General features: G+C 61.8%; 18 protein-coding genes. 4 read left to right on the top strand and 14 right to left on the bottom strand.

Going from position 1 to position 19,776, the window contains the following annotated elements; genetic code table 11:
- Positions 1–16: 16 nt before the first annotated feature.
- The 3 genes from RYZ20_RS07105 to RYZ20_RS07095 form a co-directional block, all read right to left on the bottom strand.
- Positions 17–544, bottom strand: a complete 528-nt coding sequence (locus RYZ20_RS07105) for an isopentenyl-diphosphate Delta-isomerase (RefSeq protein ID WP_317671859.1) — start codon at positions 542–544, stop codon at positions 17–19.
- Positions 545–646: 102 nt separating this feature from the next.
- Complete coding sequence (secB, locus tag RYZ20_RS07100) at positions 647–1,144, bottom strand: protein-export chaperone SecB (RefSeq protein WP_317671857.1); 498 nt, start codon at positions 1,142–1,144, stop codon at positions 647–649.
- 53 nt (positions 1,145–1,197) lie between these two features.
- Positions 1,198–1,680 carry an FxsA family protein gene (locus RYZ20_RS07095; protein WP_317671855.1) on the bottom strand — a complete coding sequence of 161 codons (483 nt, stop codon included), beginning with the start codon at positions 1,678–1,680 and terminating at the stop codon, positions 1,198–1,200.
- Positions 1,681–1,796: 116 nt separating this feature from the next.
- On the opposite strand from RYZ20_RS07095, the gene RYZ20_RS07090 reads away from it, so the two are divergent.
- From RYZ20_RS07090 to RYZ20_RS07080, 3 genes are read left to right on the top strand one after another with little or no spacing between them, the layout of a single operon-like run.
- Positions 1,797–2,456 (top strand): Tim44/TimA family putative adaptor protein, encoded by a 660-nt coding sequence (locus RYZ20_RS07090; RefSeq protein ID WP_317671853.1) that lies wholly within the window; start codon positions 1,797–1,799, stop codon positions 2,454–2,456.
- 4 nt (positions 2,457–2,460) lie between these two features.
- Positions 2,461–3,348 (top strand): MltA domain-containing protein, encoded by an 888-nt coding sequence (locus tag RYZ20_RS07085; protein ID WP_317671851.1) that lies wholly within the window; start codon positions 2,461–2,463, stop codon positions 3,346–3,348.
- On the top strand, positions 3,345–3,938 hold the full coding sequence (locus tag RYZ20_RS07080; RefSeq protein WP_317671849.1) for a Smr/MutS family protein: 594 nt from the start codon (positions 3,345–3,347) through the stop codon (positions 3,936–3,938). Before RYZ20_RS07085 ends, RYZ20_RS07080 begins: the two co-directional genes overlap by 4 nt.
- Here the strand turns inward: RYZ20_RS07080 and RYZ20_RS07075 are convergent.
- From RYZ20_RS07075 to regB, 11 genes are all read right to left on the bottom strand, one after another.
- Positions 3,935–5,014 carry an alpha/beta hydrolase gene (locus RYZ20_RS07075; protein ID WP_317671847.1) on the bottom strand — a complete coding sequence of 360 codons (1,080 nt, stop codon included), beginning with the start codon at positions 5,012–5,014 and terminating at the stop codon, positions 3,935–3,937. The two genes, RYZ20_RS07080 and RYZ20_RS07075, sit on opposite strands and share 4 nt — an antisense overlap.
- Positions 5,015–5,078: 64 nt before the next feature.
- Positions 5,079–6,380 (bottom strand): ATP-dependent protease ATPase subunit HslU, encoded by a 1,302-nt coding sequence (gene hslU / locus RYZ20_RS07070; protein WP_317671845.1) that lies wholly within the window; start codon positions 6,378–6,380, stop codon positions 5,079–5,081.
- 17 nt (positions 6,381–6,397) lie between these two features.
- Positions 6,398–6,955, bottom strand: coding sequence for an ATP-dependent protease subunit HslV (hslV, locus tag RYZ20_RS07065; RefSeq protein WP_317671843.1), 558 nt, complete (start codon positions 6,953–6,955; stop codon positions 6,398–6,400).
- Between the two features lie 123 nt (positions 6,956–7,078).
- The gene (trxA, locus tag RYZ20_RS07060) at positions 7,079–7,399 is read right to left on the bottom strand and encodes a thioredoxin (RefSeq protein ID WP_317671841.1); all 321 of its coding nucleotides are present in this window, start codon (positions 7,397–7,399) and stop codon (positions 7,079–7,081) included.
- A gap of 55 nt (positions 7,400–7,454) precedes the next feature.
- Entirely contained in the window at positions 7,455–10,835 is a 3,381-nt protein-coding gene (addA, locus tag RYZ20_RS07055) for a double-strand break repair helicase AddA (protein ID WP_317671839.1), read from the bottom strand.
- On the bottom strand, positions 10,832–13,759 hold the full coding sequence (addB, locus tag RYZ20_RS07050) for a double-strand break repair protein AddB (RefSeq protein WP_317671837.1): 2,928 nt from the start codon (positions 13,757–13,759) through the stop codon (positions 10,832–10,834). The genes addA and addB overlap by 4 nt, the downstream gene beginning before the upstream one ends.
- Positions 13,756–14,445: a nucleotidyltransferase family protein gene (locus RYZ20_RS07045; RefSeq protein WP_317671835.1), complete on the bottom strand. Its 690-nt coding sequence runs from the start codon at positions 14,443–14,445 to the stop codon at positions 13,756–13,758. Before RYZ20_RS07045 ends, addB begins: the two co-directional genes overlap by 4 nt.
- The gene (locus RYZ20_RS07040; RefSeq protein ID WP_317671833.1) at positions 14,421–15,422 is read right to left on the bottom strand and encodes an aminoglycoside phosphotransferase family protein; all 1,002 of its coding nucleotides are present in this window, start codon (positions 15,420–15,422) and stop codon (positions 14,421–14,423) included. Before RYZ20_RS07040 ends, RYZ20_RS07045 begins: the two co-directional genes overlap by 25 nt.
- Positions 15,415–15,897, bottom strand: coding sequence for a tRNA (adenosine(37)-N6)-threonylcarbamoyltransferase complex ATPase subunit type 1 TsaE (tsaE, locus tag RYZ20_RS07035; protein WP_317671831.1), 483 nt, complete (start codon positions 15,895–15,897; stop codon positions 15,415–15,417). Before tsaE ends, RYZ20_RS07040 begins: the two co-directional genes overlap by 8 nt.
- 42 nt (positions 15,898–15,939) lie before the next feature.
- The gene (locus RYZ20_RS07030; RefSeq protein ID WP_317671829.1) at positions 15,940–17,538 is read right to left on the bottom strand and encodes a PAS-domain containing protein; all 1,599 of its coding nucleotides are present in this window, start codon (positions 17,536–17,538) and stop codon (positions 15,940–15,942) included.
- A gap of 98 nt (positions 17,539–17,636) precedes the next feature.
- Positions 17,637–19,031 carry a sensor histidine kinase RegB gene (regB, locus tag RYZ20_RS07025; RefSeq protein ID WP_411572336.1) on the bottom strand — a complete coding sequence of 465 codons (1,395 nt, stop codon included), beginning with the start codon at positions 19,029–19,031 and terminating at the stop codon, positions 17,637–17,639.
- A gap of 94 nt (positions 19,032–19,125) precedes the next feature.
- Here regB and RYZ20_RS07020 point away from each other — a divergent pair, with 94 nt between their 5' ends.
- Positions 19,126–19,776: an SCO family protein gene (locus tag RYZ20_RS07020; protein ID WP_317671827.1), complete on the top strand. Its 651-nt coding sequence runs from the start codon at positions 19,126–19,128 to the stop codon at positions 19,774–19,776.

Here is a 19,776-nt window from a genome sequence, read left to right as displayed (position 1 = left end):
CGGAAAAGTGATCAGCCTAGCGGATCAGCGTCCCGAAAATACGATCCAGATGCGACGACAGGTAAATCGCCAGCCATTTCGAGTATTTTTCGGGGTGGCGCTGCACATCCGCCACCAGATCATAGAGGCCGATCCATTTGACCTCTGACACTTCTTCGGGCGCGGGGTCGAGCGTCATATCGGGGCGGGCATAGGCGATGTAGATGTCGACAAGCTCGTGCTCGATCAGACCATTTCCGACATCGGCGCGGTATTCGATGCGGTCTGTATGGGCCGGATAGATCCCCGTAATCCCCAGTTCCTCGCGCAGCCTGCGCAGCGCGCATTGCTCGGGCGGCTCCCCCCAGTCAGGATGGGTGCAGCAGCTATTCGACCACAGCCCCCCCGAGTGATATTTGCCATCCGCGCGGCGTTGCAAAAGCGTCTTCTCGCCGTCGACAACGAAAATCGAGATCGCCTTGTGGCGCAGGCCAAGGCGGTGCGCCTCCAGCTTGTCAACGGGGGTCAGTTGGCCATCGACCCATGCGGGGATCAGGGTGCTCATACGCAGGACATCTCATAAAGGCGCCGCCACAGTCTGACAGGCTGCGGCGGCGCGGTCACTTGGTCAGCTTGCCTCTGAGGCAGCATGACGCGGGGGCGCGGATCAGGCCTGCGGAGCCTCTGCTGCCTGTGCTTCGGCGCGACGGGCCAGCTCGGCGCGATACAGAGCTACGAAATCAACCATATCGAGGTTGAAGGGCGGGAAACCGCCGTCACGCGTCACATCCGAAACGATGCGGCGCACGAAGGGGAACAGCTGGCGCGGGCACTCGATCAGCAGGAAGGGGTGCATCTGCTCTTCCGGCACACCTTCGATGTGGAAGATGCCGCCGTAGTCCAGCTCTAGAATATAGAGCGGCGAGCTGGTCGCGGTGTTGTTAGCGATGATCTTGAACTTGGTCATCACTTCATACTGGTTGTCAGCCGGACGCTTGCGCGCATCAAGGCTTACCTGAACCTGCATTTCCGGTGCGACTTCGCCGGCTTGCAGACCCTTCAGGGCAACCGCATTCTCGAACGACATATCGCGGACGAACTGCGCAAGGATCTTCATGTTCAGTTGCGGCTGCGCGGGGGCTGCGCCATTGGCTTCTTCGGTCATGTGTTTCTCCGGTATGTGTTTGCGCAAGGGTGTAGCACCCTGCGCCGCCTGCCTCAATGGCGAGTCCAGCCCGAGTTGCCGGGCGTCGGGCGGGAATCGTCGTCAATCTCATCCGCGTCGATGATTTGCGGATCATGCGGGCGCTGGTGCGGGGGGCGCTGATGCATTGACCCCATGGTAAAGCTTTGCATCCGCACGCGCCGCGACAGGTATTTCAGCACCGCCTCGCGCACCGCCGGGATCAGCAGCGCAATCCCCGTCGCGTCGGTAAAAAAGCCGGGCGTCAGCAGCAAAGCGCCCGCAAACAGGATCATCGCCCCATGCGCCAAAGGCTTTGTCGGATCATCAAGCCGCGCCATCGAACCGCGCAGATCATTCAGCGCCTGCGCCCCTTGCGAGCGCATCAGGCTCATGCCGACAAAGGCCGTCAGCAGAACCAGACCCAACGTCGGCCACAGGCCGATCAACCCGCCGACCTGAATGAACAGGCCGATCTCGATCAGAGGGACAAGCACAAAGGCCAGAAATAACCACATTTTCGGTCTTTCGGATTAATTCATCATCTGTCGGGCGCCGGTGGACTTGAACGCGCCCCTGCCCTACATAAGTGAGGACAGTCAAAATACCAACCTACCCGATCAAAGGTCTCCGAATGTCCAGTGCCATCATCCAGCTGATTGTTCTCGCGGGGATCGCGATCTTCCTGATTTTGCGTCTGAAAAACGTGCTTGGCACCCGTGAGGGATTTGAACGCCCCGATCTGCCCGAGGACCAGCCCCAAATCGCGGAGCGGCGCAATTTCGATGTGATCGAGGGTGGACCGGATCATGACATCATCGACAATGTGCCCGAAGGCTCGCAACAGGCCACGGCGCTGGCTGCGATGAAATCGGTTGAGCCGTCGTTCCAGGTGTCCGAGTTCCTGAAAGGCGCTCGCGGTGCCTATGAGATGATCGTGATGGCGTTTGAGACCGGCGATCTGTCCAAGGTAAAGCCTTTCCTTGCTGACGATGTGCGCGAGGCATTCGAGGCCGCCGTCGCCGCGCGTGAGGAAAAGGGGCTTTCCGTCGAGGCCGAGTTTTTGGGCCTGCGCGAAATGGTGCTGCAAGAGGCCGAGTTCGACCGCCCCTCGGGCGAGGCGGAAATCACGGTGCGTTTTGGCGCCGAGCTGATCTCGGTCGCGCGCGACGCATCCGGCGAGGTGGTCGAGGGCGACCCGAAAGCGCCGCGCAAGCAACGCGACGTCTGGACCTTCGCGCGCCGCATGGGGGTCTCGGACCCGAACTGGCAGCTCGTCGCGACAGGCGGCTGATCGCGTGCGGGTGCTCGACTGGCCAGACCTTCCCGGCTGGAGGGCCGACGACCACGCCGCCGCTTTGGCGGCGTTTCGCGTTTCCGAAGACCTGTTCGGCCTAAACGCGGGCACCGAGGCGGCTAAGGCGTTTTTTGAAACATATTTCGAACCTGTCGAGGTTGCCGCCACAGGCGACGCCCATCTGACCGGATATTACGAACCCGAGGTCAGCGGATCACGCCAGAAATCGGATCGGTTTTCCCACGCGCTTTATGCACTTCCCGCTGGAATAGAGCCTGATTTGCCTTGGTTCAGCCGCGCCGAGATCGTGGCGCGTGACCTTCTGAACGGGCTGGAACTGGTCTATCTTGAAACCGCGATCGAGGCGTTTCTGGCACAGGTTCAAGGCTCCATCCGCGTGCGACTGGCCGAGGGCGACTCACTCCGCCTTGGGTTTGCGGGCAAGAACGGGCATCCCTATGCCTCGATCGGCAGGGAACTGGTCGCGCGCGGTGTCGCGCCAGCGACGGACATGACGCCCGCACGAATACGCCAATGGTGCGCCGAAAACCCCGATGACGAGCAGGCGCTTTTGAACACCAACCCGTCTTTCGTGTTCTTCAAACCGCTGGATATTGCGCAAGACAGCGGGCCTTTGGGCGCGATGGGGCGGCCCGTCACCGCAGGCCGGTCGCTTGCCGTTGATCCCGCGATTATTCCGCTAGGCAGTCCCGTCTGGATTGAAACCCCGGAAACCGGCGGACGGCTGGTCATCGCGCAAGACATCGGCTCGGCCATCAAGGGCGCAGGGCGGGGCGACCTGTTTTTCGGCACGGGCGATGCGGCGGGCATAGCCGCAGGCGCGCTGAACGCGCGCGGGCGGATGGTGCTGTTGCGGAGGCGCACATGAGCCGACGCCGCAAACTCAGCCCCGAAGAGCGGGAGCTTTGGTCGAAAGTTGCCGCCTCGGCGCGGTCTTTGCGGCCCGAAAAGCGCAACCATGCCGAAACGCTCCCGACCCCTGCGCCCGAGATCACCCCCAAGAAAGCCCGCCCCGACGTGCGCGATTTCCGCATCGGGCAATCCGCGCCGGACTATGCTTTCCGGCACGATCTGGCCCCCTCCATCGCCGAAGGGCTAGAGCGCCAGCCCGTGCTGATGGACCGCAAGGCGCATCGCAATATGACCCGCGGCAAGCTGGAGCCGGAGGCCCGGATCGACCTGCACGGCATGACGCTTGCGCAGGCGCATCCCGCGATGACGCGCTTTATCCTGTCATCCCATGATCGCGGGTGCAGGCTGGTTCTGGTGATTACCGGCAAAGGCAAGCGCGGCTTTGACGAAGGCCCGATCCCGCAGCGCCAGGGCGTCTTGCGCCATCAGGTGCCGCAATGGTTGCGGATGCCGCCGCTTGGCGCGGTGGTCATGCAGGTGTCGCAGGCGCATCTGAAACACGGCGGCGCAGGCGCATATTACGTCTACCTGCGCCGCCCCCGCTAACCGCCAAGCGGCGCAAGAACGATCTGCGTCGCATTGCGGACGGTCAGCACGACTCCCGCGGCCAGATCGGGATGGGCGTTTTGCTCGCCCTCCAGAACCGCTGCCACCTGCCCCGTCGTCTGCAAAAGGGCAATTAGCGCAGGCGAATCGCCCACGTTGAAATGGCCGCCTCCCGTGCTGAAGGCTGCTGTATCAATCACCGTCACGCTTAGGTCCGCCAGCCGCCCCACGTCGTCAAGCGATCCAAGTCGGTCGGTCTCGCCGGAAATCCGCGCGGACAGACGCAGCGCCAGATCCTTTTTCGAGGTGAAAATGATGAAAGGCTGCGGCAGAGGGGCGATCTTGGCCGCCTGCGAGCGGAACAGATCAATGTCAATATCCGGCGAAATCAAAACCACCGCCGCGATGCGCGAAATCGTCTCTGAATCGCCTGAAATCCGCAGCTGTCGCAGCGTTTCCATCGTCAGCGCCGCGCCCATCGAGTGCCCGACAATAATGATCCGCCGTGCACCAGACGCACGCAGCTCTTTCAGCAGGGTCGCAAACCCGTCGCGCGCAAAAAGAGCCGAGTCCCGATCATAGGCATAGCCCAGGACATGCGCCTTCGAGGGCCATGAATAATGCACCAGAACGCCCGGCAGGTTGAAATCGGTGCCAAGCTGCGCCACCCGATACAGACCTTCGGCAAAGTTCATGTTGTAGCCATGGACAAAGACCACCGCTTCGCCGTCATTCCGCGCCAAGGATTTCTGCAAATCACGGCGAAACAGAGCCTTTTCCGGATAGGTTTTCTGGCCCGCAACCAGAAAATCCTTGCGCGGGTTCGGGGCGCTAATGGTTGTCGGGTAAGAGATCTCTCCGGGCGCCCGATCCGGTGGCACAGCAATATCAAAACGCGCGCGGGTAAGACCTTGCTGCCGTGCGGAGCCGAAAAGCTCGGTCTCGCTTTCGGCGCGCGTGGTCGCCACGAAAACCGCGCGGCTTGCGGCCACATCAGCGGGCGCCATCACCAGCTTGCCTCGCGGCGCACAAGCCGGAAGCAACAAAACAACCACAATCAGAAATCGCAACAGCATAGAGCCTCCGGTCCGGTCATCTTGGGCAGAATAGCGCACCTGCCCTAACTTCCCGACCGCAGATTTAAAGAACGTAGCGGCTTAGATCGGCCGAGCGCGACAGTTCGCCCAGATGCGTCTCGACAAATGCCGCATCCACCGTGATCGCCTCGCCCGAACGGTCCGGCGCGGTGAACGACAGCTCTTCGAACACCCGTTCCAGCACGGTGTAAAGCCGCCGCGCCCCGATGTTTTCGACGCTACGGTTCACCTCGGCCGCGATTTTAGCAAGCGCCGCAATGCCGTCTTGGGTAAAGCTGACCGTTACCTCTTCGGTCGCCATAAGCGCGGTATATTGCAGGGTCAGCGCATTGTCGGTCTCCGACAGGATGCGCGTGAAATCCTCTTCGGTCAGCGCCTGAAGCTCGACGCGGATCGGCAAACGGCCCTGAAGCTCTGGCAACAGATCCGAGGGTTTCGCGATATGGAACGCACCCGAAGCGATGAACAGGATGTGGTCGGTCTTTACCGGCCCGTATTTCGTGCTAACGGTCGTGCCTTCGATCAGTGGCAGCAGGTCGCGCTGCACGCCCTCGCGGCTGACATCCGCCCCGCGGGTTTCCGCGCGCGCGGCCACCTTGTCGATCTCGTCGATGAAAACTATCCCTGCCTCTTGCACCGCTTCCAGCGCCGCGGCCTTGACGGCCTCGTCGTCCAAAAGCTTGTCAGCCTCTTCCGAGATCAAAATCTCATAGCTTTCGGCCACAGTCATCTTGCGGCGCGTTTTGCGGCCCCCGAACGCCTTGAACAGCTCTTCAATCCCCTGAAGCTGCATCTCCATGCCCGGCCCACCCATACCCATCATCGGGCCAGATTGGGGCGCATCTGAGACTTCCAGCTCGATCTCTTTGCTGTCCAGCTCGCCTGATTTCAGCTTGGCACGGAACATATCCTTGGTGCCTTCACGGGCGTCTTTACCCGCCAGCGCCTCAATCACGCGGTCTTCTGCGGCGCGGTGGGCACGGGCCTTCACATCCTCGCGCATCCGCTCACGCGTTTCGATCATGGCAGCATCGGTCAGGTCACGGATGATCTGTTCGACATCGCGGCCGACATAGCCAACCTCGGTAAACTTCGTCGCCTCGACCTTGATGAACGGCGCTTTCGCAAGCTTCGCCAGACGGCGCGAAATCTCGGTCTTGCCAACGCCGGTCGGACCGATCATCAGAATATTCTTGGGATAAACCTCTTCGCGCAGATCGTCGGGCAGCTGCTTGCGCCGCCAGCGGTTGCGCAAAGCTACCGCAACGGCGCGTTTGGCGTCTTTCTGGCCGATGATAAAGCGATCAAGCTCGGAAACGATTTCGCGGGGCGTGAGATTGGTCATTGGGGTCGCTCCACTTCTCAGGCGTCGATGGTTTCGACGGTCAGATTGCCGTTCGTATAGACGCAAATATCGGCTGCAATCGCCATGGCTTTGCGCGCAACGGCCTCGGCGTCGAGATCGGTTTCCATCAGCCCGCGCGCTGCCGCGAGGGCATAATTCCCACCCGACCCGATAGCCGCGATATCGTGCTCCGGCTCAAGCACATCGCCCGCGCCGGTCAGCACGAACAGATCTTTACCGTCGGTCACAATCAGCATCGCCTCAAGATTGCGCAGGTATTTATCCATCCGCCAATCTTTCGCCAGCTCGACGCAGGCGCGGGCGAGTTGCCCGGGCGCGGCCTCCAGCTTTTTCTCCAGCCGTTCAAGCAAGGTAAAGGCGTCCGCCGTCGATCCCGCAAACCCGGCGACCACATCATGCCCGCCCGGCGTCAGGCGGCGCACCTTGCGCGCGGTGCCCTTGATGACAGTCTGACCAAGGCTCACCTGCCCGTCGCCCGCAACAACAACCTTGCCGCCTTTGCGCACACCGATAATCGTGGTTCCGTGCCAACCGGGAAACTTGTCTTCAGCCATAGCCGCCTTCCTGTCCGTTTTGCCAAAACTATATGGGCCGCGCGCAGGTGTGACACAAGCCCCGCACGCCAAACAGAAAAGGGCGCCCGAAGGCGCCCCGTTCCCAATGCTTTCACGCAAAGATCAGATCGCGTCGTTGATCCAGCTTTGCAGCGCGGCTTTCGGTGCAGCGCCAACCTTGTTCGAGACAACCTCGCCGCCTTTGAACAGGAACAGCGCCGGAATACCGCGAACGCCCAGAACTGCGGGGCTTTCAGGGTTTTCATCAACGTTGATTTTGACGATTTTCACCTTGCCGGCCATCTCGTTCGAGATTTCTTCAAGTGCCGGGCCGATCTGGCGGCAGGGGCCACACCATTCGGCCCAGAAATCGACAACAACGGGAATCGGGGAGTTGCGCACTTCTTCGTTGAAAGTGGCATCGGTGACAGCGACGGTAGCCATGGTGCTCTCCTGAGGAATTGGTTGGGCAAGAACCTAGGGCGCGCCCCGTGGGGCGTCAAGATGCAGTATCCGCGCATAGCGCCACATCTAGCTGTGCTTCTGTGAGCAGAGTGCGCGAGGCATCCGCCGTCCACAGGATCGAACATTCGATCTGATGGGCCGGGTAGATCTGGCGCAAGGCGGCGCGATAGGCGGCCATCTGGCGGATGATCCCCAAGGGCACCTGATCGGCGCTTGGCGGAACGGTCGCGTTCGACTTGTAGTCGAGAACCTTAATCGTGGTCGGCGTGACGACCATCCGGTCGATGGTTCCATGAATACGCGCGCCATCCAGTTCGGGCAAAGAGGCCGTGATTGGAACCTCGGCCAGCGCCTCGGGCACAAGGAACCCCGCCATCGCAGCAGATGACAGAACCCGCCGCGCCTCGATCAAAAGCGTCTCTGTTTCGGCTGAATCGACCCGAAATTCGCTTGCTTGCAGGATCGGCATGGCCATCAGCGGCCACTCGGCTTCCGGGTAGTCGGGAAGGTGTTCAAGCAGCTGGTGTAATAGCGTCCCGCGCCGCATCGCAGCCTCGGGGTCAAGATAGGCGTTCTCGCCAGGCAGAGCCTTCGCCCCTCCCAGATCAGACGGCGACAAGACCTTCTCGGCCCGCTCTGCCGAAGAGGCCGCCTGCCGCAGCCAATCGGGCAAATCCGCCTGTGCAGCAGGCTGCGCGTGTTCATCAGAAACCCGATCAGCGGGCCACGCCCCGAACGACATGCGCCGCACCGCCCCCAATTCACCCAAAGCAGCGGAATAGGGCGTAATAGTCTCTGTTTTTTCGGGCATGATCGCCGCATCGAAGGCCAGATACCAACTGTCCTTATTCGCGCCAATATCCCCCGATCCGGCCACAATCAGCCATTTTTCGGCCCGCGTCAGAGCGACATACAACAGCCGCATCCGCTCTTCGTTCTGGGCATCCTGAAGCTCGGATAGCCGATCCCCCACAACCTGCGGCAAGTCGTCCTTGCCGGTTTTCCAGACGGCGAATTCGCCCTCAAGCGGCACTATTTCACCGCGATGACCGCCCTTTCGCTTGGCGGTCTCGGGTAAAATCACGATCGGAGCCTCAAGCCCCTTGGAGCCGTGCACCGTCATCACGCGGATCGCGCGCCCGCCACTTTCAAGCTGCCGTTTCACCTCGACCTTATCGGCCGCAAGCCATCCCAAGAAACCGGTCAGGCTTGGAACTTCGTTCTGTTCGAAGGCCAGCGCTTGCGCGATCAGCTCGTCGATACCGTCCTCGGCCTCGGGACCAAGCCGCGCCAGAAGTTTCTCGCGCCCGCCGTGACGGTTCAACAGGCGTTCGATCAGGTCATAGGGTCGCAGATAGTCGGCGTTATTGCGCAAATCCTGCAACAACGCGACGGTTTCGGGATGCGCCTCGTCATGGCGCAACGCCTCCCATAAATAGCCTTTTCGGGGCTGCGCGAGGGCAAAAAGCTCCTCCTCATCCCAACCCAGAAGAGGCGAGCGCAGCGCCTCGGCCAAGGCCAGATCGTCCTCGGGCGTCGCCAAAAACGCCAGAACCGAGCGAATATCCTGCACCGCCAGCTCCGCCCCAAGCTCCAGCTTATCAGCCCCCGCAATCGCAAGACCGCGCGCCTTGCAGGCCCGGATAATCTCGTTGAACAGCTCTTTCCGGCGCTGGACGAGGATCAGAAAGTCGCCCTCATGCACAGGGCGCGAGCCGTCCTTTTCGGGCAATTGCACCCCGCGCGCGATCATCGCCGCGATTTCCTCGGCAATCGCCTGAGCCAGAATCACATGCTCGGCGCGCTCGGCCTGCAAATCGACGGGCGTCTCCCAGTCCTCCGGCTCTTGCGCATCGGTTTTCGGAACGACCGGCCACAGATCAACGCGGCCCGCGTGTTCAAAAAACGCCAGATGGGTCGGCACGCCACCAAGCCCGCCCGCGACATCGGGCGTGAACGTCCGGTCAACCGCCGACAAAACCGCAGGCGACGAGCGGAAGGAATGCTCCAAAGCCTCGGACCGCAGCGGCCGGTCAATCGCCGCAAATTTCGCAGAAAAATGGCTCTGCATCGCCTCAAAATGGTGCAAATCGGCACCTTGGAACGAATAGATCGACTGCTTGCGGTCGCCCACAACAAAGATCGTGCGAGGCGCCTGACGCGCGGATTCTCCGGCGGTGAATTCGTCGGCCAGCTTTTCGATCACAAGCCACTGGCCGGGGCTGGTATCCTGCGCCTCGTCCACCAGAATGTGGTCGATCCCGCCATCCAGCCGGAACAAGACCCACTGCGCGACCGAGGGGCTGGACAACAATTGCCCCGCGCGCTCGATCAGATCGTCGAAATCAAGCCAGCCCCGCGCCCGCTTGCGCGCGGCATACAGCGGCAAAAACACTTGGGCAAAGCGATGCAGCGCCCATGTTTTACCCGCAGCGAACAGCGCAATGCGGGCCTCGCGGGCTTCGGCAACGCGCTCCATCAGATCGTTCAGTGCGTCAACCACAGACGGCTCCAGAGACTCGCGCAAGTCCTTGGTCGGAAGCGCGTTCAGCTTGGGTCCAAACGGATTTTTCGCGCCACCCCCATAGAGCAAAACCTGCTCAAGCTGGCGCAAGGATTGCTCTGACACCGTCTGAACCGCAGCGAAGCTGGCAGCCAGCTTTATGTCGCTGGATTTCCCGCGCGCAAGCTTTTCGACAAGGCTGTGAAGCAGGTCCAGATCGTCGCGCGTCAGGGTGTGCGCGACCAGATCTTCGACTGTCCGGTCGGGCGCGCCAAGCGTCTGGTTCACCGCCTCGCGGGTCAGATCATGCGGAAAAGCGGCGCGATTCGAGATAATTTCACCCAGAAACCTCTCGATCTCTGAGCCGGTATAATAGGCGGCCAGCCCATCAAAACAGTCTCTATTATGGCCTGATGCTAGCTCTTCCAGCAGATCACGCCGCAACAAAAGTCCCGCGCGATCATCCATTTCGGAAAACCCGTGCGGCACCCCTGCCTCAAGCGGAAAACGGCGTAGAAGCGAGGCGCAAAACGAGTGGATCGTCTGGATCTTCAGCCCGCCCGGCGCCTCGATCGCCTTGGCAAACAGACGCCGCGCCTCGGCCAGTGTTGTCGCATCCAGAGTCTCGTCCGCAATGCCAAGCTTGGTCAATTCGCGCCGCAATTCGGGCTCGGGCAGCATTGCCCATTCGCCCAGACGTCGCAAAAGCCGGTTCTGCATCTCGGCGGCGGCAGCCTTGGTATAGGTCAGGCAGAGGATCTTTTGCGGCTCTGTTCCGCGCAAAAGCAGCCGCGCGACGCGGTCGGTCAAAACCTTGGTCTTACCCGACCCGGCGTTCGCCGAAAGCCAAACCGAATCGTCAGGTGAAGCAGCCGCGTTTTGTCTTTGCGTTGCGAGATCCGGCACGATCATGTCCCCTCCTCTCCCTCAGGAAGATCCGAAAGCTCCCATTCGCCAAGGCGCGAGAGGTGGTCATAGTCGCTTGCGTCAGAACTTTTCATCATTGCGCGCCGCGCGGTGTAGCCCTGCTCGGGCTGGAAATAGCGCGCGATCAGCTTGCCGAGCTTTGCCCATGCCTGCTCGACCGTCTCAAGCGTCTCATTGACCGCTTGCACCTTCGCGTCAGCGCCAAGGCCGATATAGGTCATCCCCGAGGTCTCCCGCGGGCCGATCTGTGAAAATGCCCCGCGCGCCGCCATCGCAGCCTCAAGCAAGAGCTGCTTGTCGTAATGCGCGATCTGTTTATCGGTCGGTATCTGGCCGGATTTGTAATCGTAAATCTGCACCGTTCCATCGTCACACATATCAATGCGGTCGGGCTTGGCGGTCAGGATAAAATTAGCGTTTTGCAGTGAAACAGAGCCTTTTTCTTCGACAATCACCGGCGCGCCACGGTGGCGGCGCTCGGCTTCGCCCGCGACGAAAACATTCGCGATCCGGCGCAACCGCGCGAGCCAAAGCCTCTGCGCACTGGGAAACGGAATGTCCTCGGCCAAGACGTGCTCGGCAATGCCCATAAGACGTGTAACACCCGCCGCAGGTTCTTCGACCTCGGGCTGCCCGCGAACGTAAAGCTCGACAATCTTATGCAGCGTCATGCCGCGCATCCTGGCATCAGGTTGCGCCTGAACAGGGTCTAGTTTGCGCAGTCTCAGCACCCGCTGTGCGTAAATCTCATAGGGGTTGCGGATCAGCGTCTTGATCGCCGTCACCGGAAGCTCGCGCGGGCGGGCCTCAACCGGCGGGCGCGGCGAGGGGCGTTTGGCGGGCGGCACATCTTCGCGCCGCTCTTCCAGGCGCTGCGCCATCTCCAGCCAGCGATCTCCCCGCGCACGCATGTCTTTCAGCGCCTCTTCCCCGCCATTGGCCTTAAGGCCCGCGATCAGGTTTGTAATGCGGTTCAGCCAGCGTGACGGGATCGTCTCGGCCTCGGCATCACGGCGCGCGCGCGATAAAACCACCCCGGGTGCAGCAATCGCTTGCTGGAAATCATGCGCCGAAAGGCCGATCTGGCGCTCGGGCAACAATAACCCTGCCTCAAGACGCATCTTCCGGCTAAGCCAAGGGTCGGGCGCGGGCACCGCAGGCCAGACGCCCTCGTTCAGACCCGCAAGAATCACGCGATCCGCCCCCTGCGCACGCGCCTCCAGCGTGCCGAGGATCGATATTTTCGGATGCACAATCTGCGCACGCCGGACCATCCCGCCCTTCAGCAGCTGCGACAACAAATCCGCAAAATCCGAGAGCGAAATCTCGCCTCCGAACCCCGCCTCGTCTTGTAACTGCTGCATGATCGAACGGCACTCGGCGCCCCCCTCGTCCAGCCACAGTTCACTTGCCTCGATTTGGCCATTCGGGCCGGAACAGAGCCTTGAAACAAGGTCAAGCTGTGCTTCCAGATGCACCGAGAGAGGCGCAATGGGGGGCTGGTCGAACAGGGGCAGGATCGTGGCCAGCCACGCAGTCCAATCCGACCGATCCTCAGGGCGCTTATCCGCCCATTTCGTCAGCGCTGCGGGTGTCGGAAATGCAGGACCATAGCGGCGCAGGTGCAACTCAAGATCGCGGGTCAGGCGCAGGTGGTCACCGCGTATTGCCGAGCCCGTCGCCACCAGCGGATGCTTGAGCAAAATCAGCAGCGCCTCGATGGTCAAAGGCCGTCCCATCGCAGCGGCGACATGGCGCACCAACCGCCCCGGAGCCGTTTGGTGCAGCGGTTCGCCCGCACTGTCATCGGGGCGGATACCCCAACGGTCCAGCGCCGCAGCCACGCGGCGGGTAAGCAGCCGGTCGGGCGAGATCAACGCCGCAGAAAGCCCCTGCTCCAGCGCATCGCGCAGCACAACCGCAATCGCATTGGCTTCACTGCGCGGATCGGGCGCTTCGATCAACGCTATCCCTTCGCAGGCCCGTCCGACCTCACCCAGCTTCGGCCCTTCGCTCATCCACTGATCGGTGACGGGCGCAGGCCGCAGCGCAAGCGACACCAGCGCGTTGCGCGCCGGATCGACAGGCCGGACAGCCGTCCAAGGGGCGATGTCGGCCGGGGAAATTTTCAGCCGCTCACACAGCGCCCTGAAGCGATATTGCGGATGATCTTCGATCGGTATTGCGCCGGAATCGAGACTATTCCAGACCCTCGGAGGCGTAGAAAAATCGAACCCTGGCAGCACAATTTGCCCGTTGGGCAAGGCCGCAACGATCTGCATCAGATCCGCTGTGGTCCCGCGTGATCCGGTCGAGCCGGCGATGATGATACTCTCCTCCGGCTGCTCCACGGCCCATCTTTGGCCAAGCGCCTCGACCAGCTTGCGATAGCGCGCGTCGGAGTCCAGATCGGCGCCTTGATCGAAATATCGCGCGACAATGCGGATAAATCCAAGGCTTGCACGCCAATGCTCGGCGTGGGTTTCATCGACATCCAGCGCCTCGATGTCGTCGATGCTGACACCCTCGCTCTGCATCTCGGCCATCAGCTTGGCAAGGCTGTCAGCCAGCCCGAAAATCCCTACGGCAGCTTCGAAATCCGGCAGACGCGCAACGAATCCCTCAACCAGTTGCGCCAGTTCAAGCCGCCTGCGTAGCGGCGGGATCGCGGCAGGCACATCCGAAATCTGGCCAAGGTCGGTAGTCAGCGAAATCCGCGGCAAGATCAGCGTGCCAAAGCGGTCGAATTCCTGCTGCACCCGCCGGACCATCCGCCCGGAGTTCAGATAGAGACGAATCCGCGCCATTGCCTCGGGCGGCTGGCCCTTCTGGCGCGCGATAAGCCCCGCAACAAGCTCCTTCGGGAAATCGACCCCCGGCGGCAGGGCAAAGATTTGCGGCGCGCTCATGCCCCACCCCGCAGCATGGTTTCGGCCAGTTCGATGCTTTCTGGCCGCCCCACATCGCACCAGCGCCCCTGATAGCCGGAGCCATAGGCGCGCCCGGCTGAAATCATCCGATCCCAAAGCAGGTTCAGCGAGAATGCTTCCTCCGAAATAGTCTCTATTCCAGCAGGATTCAGGATTTGCGCGCCGGTATAGACATACCCCGCCCCCCGCGTGATCCGCCCCCCATCGTCAAGCGTAAAGTCCCCCGTTCCGCGATGCCCAAGGGTGTTTTCCGGCGGCACCACCGCCAGAAGCGCATCCATGCGCGCAGGCTCCCACGCGGCCAGAAGCTGCGAAATCACGTTCGGCCCGCGCCAGATCGCATCGGTATTCATCGTCAGAACCGGCCCATCCCCCAAGAGCGCAAGCGCCTTGCGTAAACCGCCGCCGGTTTCAAGAATCGCGCCCCTCTCGTCCGAGATCATCACGCCGGAACCCTCCAGATGCGCGATAATCTGCTCACCCAGATAGTGCACGTTCACAACAATCCGCGTGATCCCCGCCGCGCGCGCAATGTCGAGCGCGTGATCCAGCATCGCTTTGCCCGCGACCTCGATCAGCGGCTTGGGGCGACTGTCCGTCAGCGGTGCCATGCGCGTTCCGAAACCGGCGGCAAAAAGCATCAGGGAAGGGGGCGTGTTCCGCATTGGTCCTTGAGTGTCTGCAAAAGGGTTTCATCGGGGGCAGGGTAGGCGGAGAAAACGGCATTTGCGAGAGGGCGCAGGCGCGGGTGCGCAAGATTGCGTTCGATATAGCGCCAGCTTCGGGGGATCAACTCGACGTAATGAGCCTTGCCAAAAGCCAGACTGAGCCGCGCAAAAATGCCCAGAATTCGCAAAGATCGCTGCGCCCCAAGCAGGGCGTAGATCGCCTCGAAGCGGGCCTCATTCAGCCCTTTTTGGCTGGAATAGTGCCTGATTTCGGCGTGTTCGACCGTGGCCGAGACATCTCGGCGGGCATCTTGCAGGACAGAGACCAGATCATAGGCCGGATGTGCCGCAACGGCGTCCTGAAAGTCCAGAAGCCCGAGCCGCGCCACGCCTTCGCGCGCAGGCAGCCAAAGGATATTCTGCGCGTGGAAATCGCGCAGGCACATGACGGGGGCTTCATGGTTCAGCGCGTCATAAAGCTGCGCGATCAGAGCGGGGATTTCCTCGGCTGCGGCTTTCGAGAGCACCGGATACCAATCGGGCGTCAGCGTCACCAGCTCCGCCAATCCATCCCCATCCAGAGGCGCAAGAAACTCGGGCGCGGGACGGGCGTGCAGGTCAAGCAGGAAATCCGTTATCGCACGATAAAGCCCCGCCTCACGCGCGGGATCAGCCGCTACCAGCGTGGCGATCAGGTCATCGCCCAGATCCTCCAGCAGCAGCAAGCCGCGTTCGGGGCTGGCGGCCAGAATATGCGGCGCGGAATACCCTTCGGCAGACAGCCATTCGGCCAGTCCGACAAACCGCGGAGTATCGCCACCAACAGGCGCATCCATCAGAACCGCGGTTTTAGCCCCCATCGCCAGCCGCTCGTAGCGCCGCGCCGAGGCATCGCCCGCCAGAGGCGCGCAGGCCGCCTGCCCCCAGCCGGCCACAGCCAGAAACCCGGCGATTTCCAAGGCGCGATCAGTCATGGCAAATTCCGGCCCTTGCCAGACGCACAGCCCAGTCCGCTCCGCCCGAAATCACCACATGGCGGGACGCGCCATTGTCACGCAATTCAAAACCAAGCCGCAGCGCCCCTTCGGGCACCAGAGACCCAAGGCGATCCGGCCATTCGATCAGGCAAATCGCCGCTTCGAACGCCTCATCCAGCCCGAGTTCAAGCACTTCGTCCGGGTAGGTCAGGCGGTAAAGATCGGCGTGCCAGATTTCACAGTCGGCCTCGTAAGTCTGGATCAGGGTGAATGTCGGCGAGGGTATATCCTCGACTGCACCAACCCGCGCCAGACGCGCGGTGATCGCCGCGCGGGCAAAATGCGTTTTGCCCGCACCGATCTGTCCCTCAAGCAGCATCACGTCGCCTGGCTCAAGAAGGTCGGCAAACGCCTGCCCCAGACGCGCGGTCGCGTCCGGTCCAGCCAGATCAAGGGAGCAAATCAATGTCATGCGGGCAGTTTTACTGCCTTGGCAGGCCACCGCAAGCCGCGATCACGCGGCGGGAACTCCCATCGGCTGCATCGCGCGTCCAGCCCGCACGCGATCGGGAACCTCGGAGCCGGTTTTCGGGATGAACCGCACCATCAGCCGCCCCCCCTGAAGCCGCGACAGTCGGCACTCCAGTGCCTCACCGGCAAGCTGTGGCAGCTCCAACTGCAGCGATTTTCGCTCGCCGCGCTCGGAGGCGAATTTGCGCATCAGGTCAAAGCGGGCGTCGGGCGCGGCGCCTGCTTCCCAAAGCTGCATCGATTCACGCAAAGAGACCTGTCCGAGGGTCGCCTCCGGCTCGACCGACCAGAACTGACCATAGGCGGCATTGGACAAAAGCAGCTCGCCCGTCGGCTGGAACACCGCAATCGCATCGGTAATCTGGTCCATCATCTCGTAACCCAGCTCGATTTCCGAACGGAAACGGCGCGTCAACGAAACCTCGGCCGAAATATCCTCGAACAGAAAGGCCACCGCTCCGTCAGGGTGAGGACGCCCCGTGACCCGATAGGTCTGGCCATTGGGAAGCGACCATGTCTCCGAATGGACCCCCGAGGCCGCAGCGCGCTCCAGATGCGCCATCTGCTCGCGCCAGCTTCGGTAGTCCTTGGGTTCCGGCATCATGCGGGCCTCGCGCAGCCGGTCGAGAAAGGCGTAGAGCGTCGGGCGGGCCGAAAGAAAATCGGGCGCGAGCTGCGTCAGGTCCAAAAGCGCGGGGTTGAACAGTTGCAACTGGCGCTGACGATCGAAAATCGCAAGCCCGATCGGCAGATCCGCAAAAGTCTTGGTCAGCGTCTGCACAAACTCGCGCAAGGTTTGCTCGGCCCGCACGGTCGCATCCACCGGCACGGCGAAATGCAGCTTCCCCGCGCCATAGGGAAAGCGCGAGCAGTCGAACCAGACGGGGCCATCGCTTTCGTGCAGAATTTTTTCGCGGCGGGCCAATCCGTCGAGAGTTGCCTCCTCGGGCGCGAACAGGGCCGGAAGAGGCCAGATCATCGTATCATCGCTCGCCTCGAAAGCACCCGAGCGCAGGATATAGGCGCGATTCGCCCATGTGATCGCACCGCCCTCATCCTCGCGCCAGATCAGCGCGGGCGAATGGTCGAGCGTGTGGCGCAGCCAGTTGACCTCGTCCTCCATCGCTTGCTGCGAGAACCCGTCCACCAGAATACCGCGCCCCTCGGCGGAAGGGTCGATCAGGGAAATCCGCGCCAGGCCCGATATATCCTCGGCGATCAACTTGATCGTATAGGGGGAGGAGCCATCTTGCCGCGAGGTCAACTCGACCCGGCCCTTTTCGGAAAGCTCCGCCATCTTTGTTGGTAGATCCGCAAAGCGCGGCGCAAGAAAGGCCGCCAGTCGCGACCAGTCCGTCGCCGCAAGGGGCGTCGCCTCTAGCAGCGCGCGGGCGGGCGCGGTGGCGTCGACAAGGCTCTCGTCATCAAACAAGAACACCGTCGCCTCGATTTCCCGAGAATGTGCCGTCACCGCTACCTTGCGAGAGCGCCGATGTAACACGGCGGCAACAACAAAAAGCGCAAATGAAGCCGACACGATAGATGTAAGTGCGATCAGAATCGCTTGAATCACATGATCCATGGCTGGCAGCCTTTTTTACCTGTCCCGCTGCGAGGATCGCTCATTAATGGTTAATGGGGCGTTAAGTTAAGATGGGCTTTACCGTTCTTGCGGCCAAATCAGCCGGTCATCGGCTGGTTTTCTCCCAAAGGACCATCATCGGCAGCCACAAGCCTTGCGGCCGGCCAGGCGACCGTCACCTCCGCCCCCGAACGGCAGGGTTGCGCCGGATCGAACGACGGCTCGGCGCCGCCGTTCGCAAATGTCAGCCGCGCGCCGGTGCGCTCCAGCAGGGTTTTGGCGATAAACAGGCCAAGCCCCATGCCGTCATAGCCCGGACGCTGGCGCTCTTGCGCAGTGGGGCGGTTGTGCAGGAAGGGGTCACCTATGCGCCCGATCACCGCGTTCGCATATCCCGCACCGTCATCCGCCACGCGCACGGTGATCTCTTTCTCGGTCCATTCGGCATCGACCCAGACCGTGCTGACTGCGAAATCTACCGCGTTCTGAACCAGATTGCGCAGCGCGTGGATCAGCTCGGGATAGCGATAAATCGTTGGCTGCTTGTCCGCACCTCCGGCTCCGGGCACCGCATCGAAATAGATCACCTTGCCGCGTTCCAGATGCGGTTCTGCCGCCTCGCGCAGAACGGCCAGCAACGGCGCACTGCGCAGGTGCAGATCGTCCTTACCTGCGCGGCCCATCGAATGCAGAATATCGCGGCAGCGGTCCGCCTGCTCGCGGATCAGGCGGGCGTCGTCGCGCAACTCGGGCTGGTCGTCCAGCTCGTCGATCAGTTCCGACGACACAAGCTTGATCGTCGCCAGCGGCGTGCCCAATTCATGCGCAGCCGCGGCAACCACCCCCCCCAGATCGGTGAGCTTCTGCTCGCGCGCAAGGGCAAGCTGCGTCGCGACAAGCGCATCCGACATGGTGTGGATGTCCTCGGTAATCCGGTTGGCATAGCCGCCCAGAAACGCCACCCCGATCACGATCGCCAGCCAGTAGCCGAACTCGAAAATCGGAGAGGTGCCAACATATTGCCCCGAAGCTGTCACCAAAGGCGTGTGATACAGCGCGGCCAGCGTCACCATGCCAATCGTCGCCACCCCCAGAATGATCGTCGAGCGGCGTTCAAGCGCAGTGGCGCCAATCGTCACCGGCGCAAGGATCAGCAGCGCAAACGGATTGTTCAGCCCCCCCGTCAGCGACAGCAATAGCGCAAGCTGCGCCGTGTCGAACATCAGCGTCGCGGCGGCCTCTGGCTGGGTCAGGCGCTTGTTTTCGGGAAACAGGAAGATCGCAACCAGATTGGCCGCGACCGCCGCGCCGATGGTCGCAAGGCATAGCGGCAGATCCAGATTGATGTCATAGGCCAGAATCGCCACGAAGATCGCGCAAAGCTGGCCGGCGACCGCCGTCCAGCGCAGAAAAATCAGCGTGCGCAGCCTCACCCAATCGTGATGGGTTTCGGTTTGATCCAGCGCAAAGTTATTTTGTCCGCCATTTGACAAAAGATAAATCTCAGCAGCAGCTTTACCGTTAAGGTTGCCTTCAATAGACCTTGCGCGACACGAAAAGCAAAGCCGAAAAGCGGAACGGAGAACAATGGCAGTATCGACACGCAGCTATGCCATCGCGGCGACCGTCGCAGTAGTGGCGGGCCTTGGCATCATGTGGGGGGCGCCGGTGTTATTCCCGTCGCAAGACGGCGATGACATTTTCGCCCAGTGCCGCCGTGGCGTGGTTGGTGGAACCGGCGCTTTGGGCGGCGCGTTCACCCTTGTGTCCGAAACCGGAGAGACCGTCACCGACAAGGAAGTTATCACCAAGCCGAGCCTCGTCTATTTCGGCTATACGTTCTGCCCAGACGTCTGCCCGCTGGACAGCACGCGCAATGCCGAAGCCGTGTTCTTGCTGGACGAGCGCGGCTATGATGTGACGCCGGTCTTCGTTTCGGTCGACGCGGCGCGCGATACGCCCGAAATGCTGGCCGAGTTCACCGACATCATGCATCCGCGCATGATTGGCCTAAGTGGCAGCGAAGAGCAAATTCAGGCAGCCTCCAAGGCCTATCGCACCTACTATAAGGTGCAGGATCCCTCAGACCCTTACACACTGATCGACCACTCGACGCAGACCTATCTGATGTTCCCCGACATCGGCTTTGCAGAGTTCTTCAACCGCGATGTCTCCCCCGAGAGCATGGCCAATCAGGTCGCTTGCTTCGTTGACGCCTATAACGCCAAAAGCAAGTGA

The organism is Pseudothioclava alba (genome assembly GCF_033100795.1).
Lineage (GTDB): Bacteria > Pseudomonadota > Alphaproteobacteria > Rhodobacterales > Rhodobacteraceae > Pseudothioclava.
The sequence above is the reverse complement of the archived record's forward strand: the minus strand, read 5'-3'. Positions and strand labels throughout refer to the sequence as shown.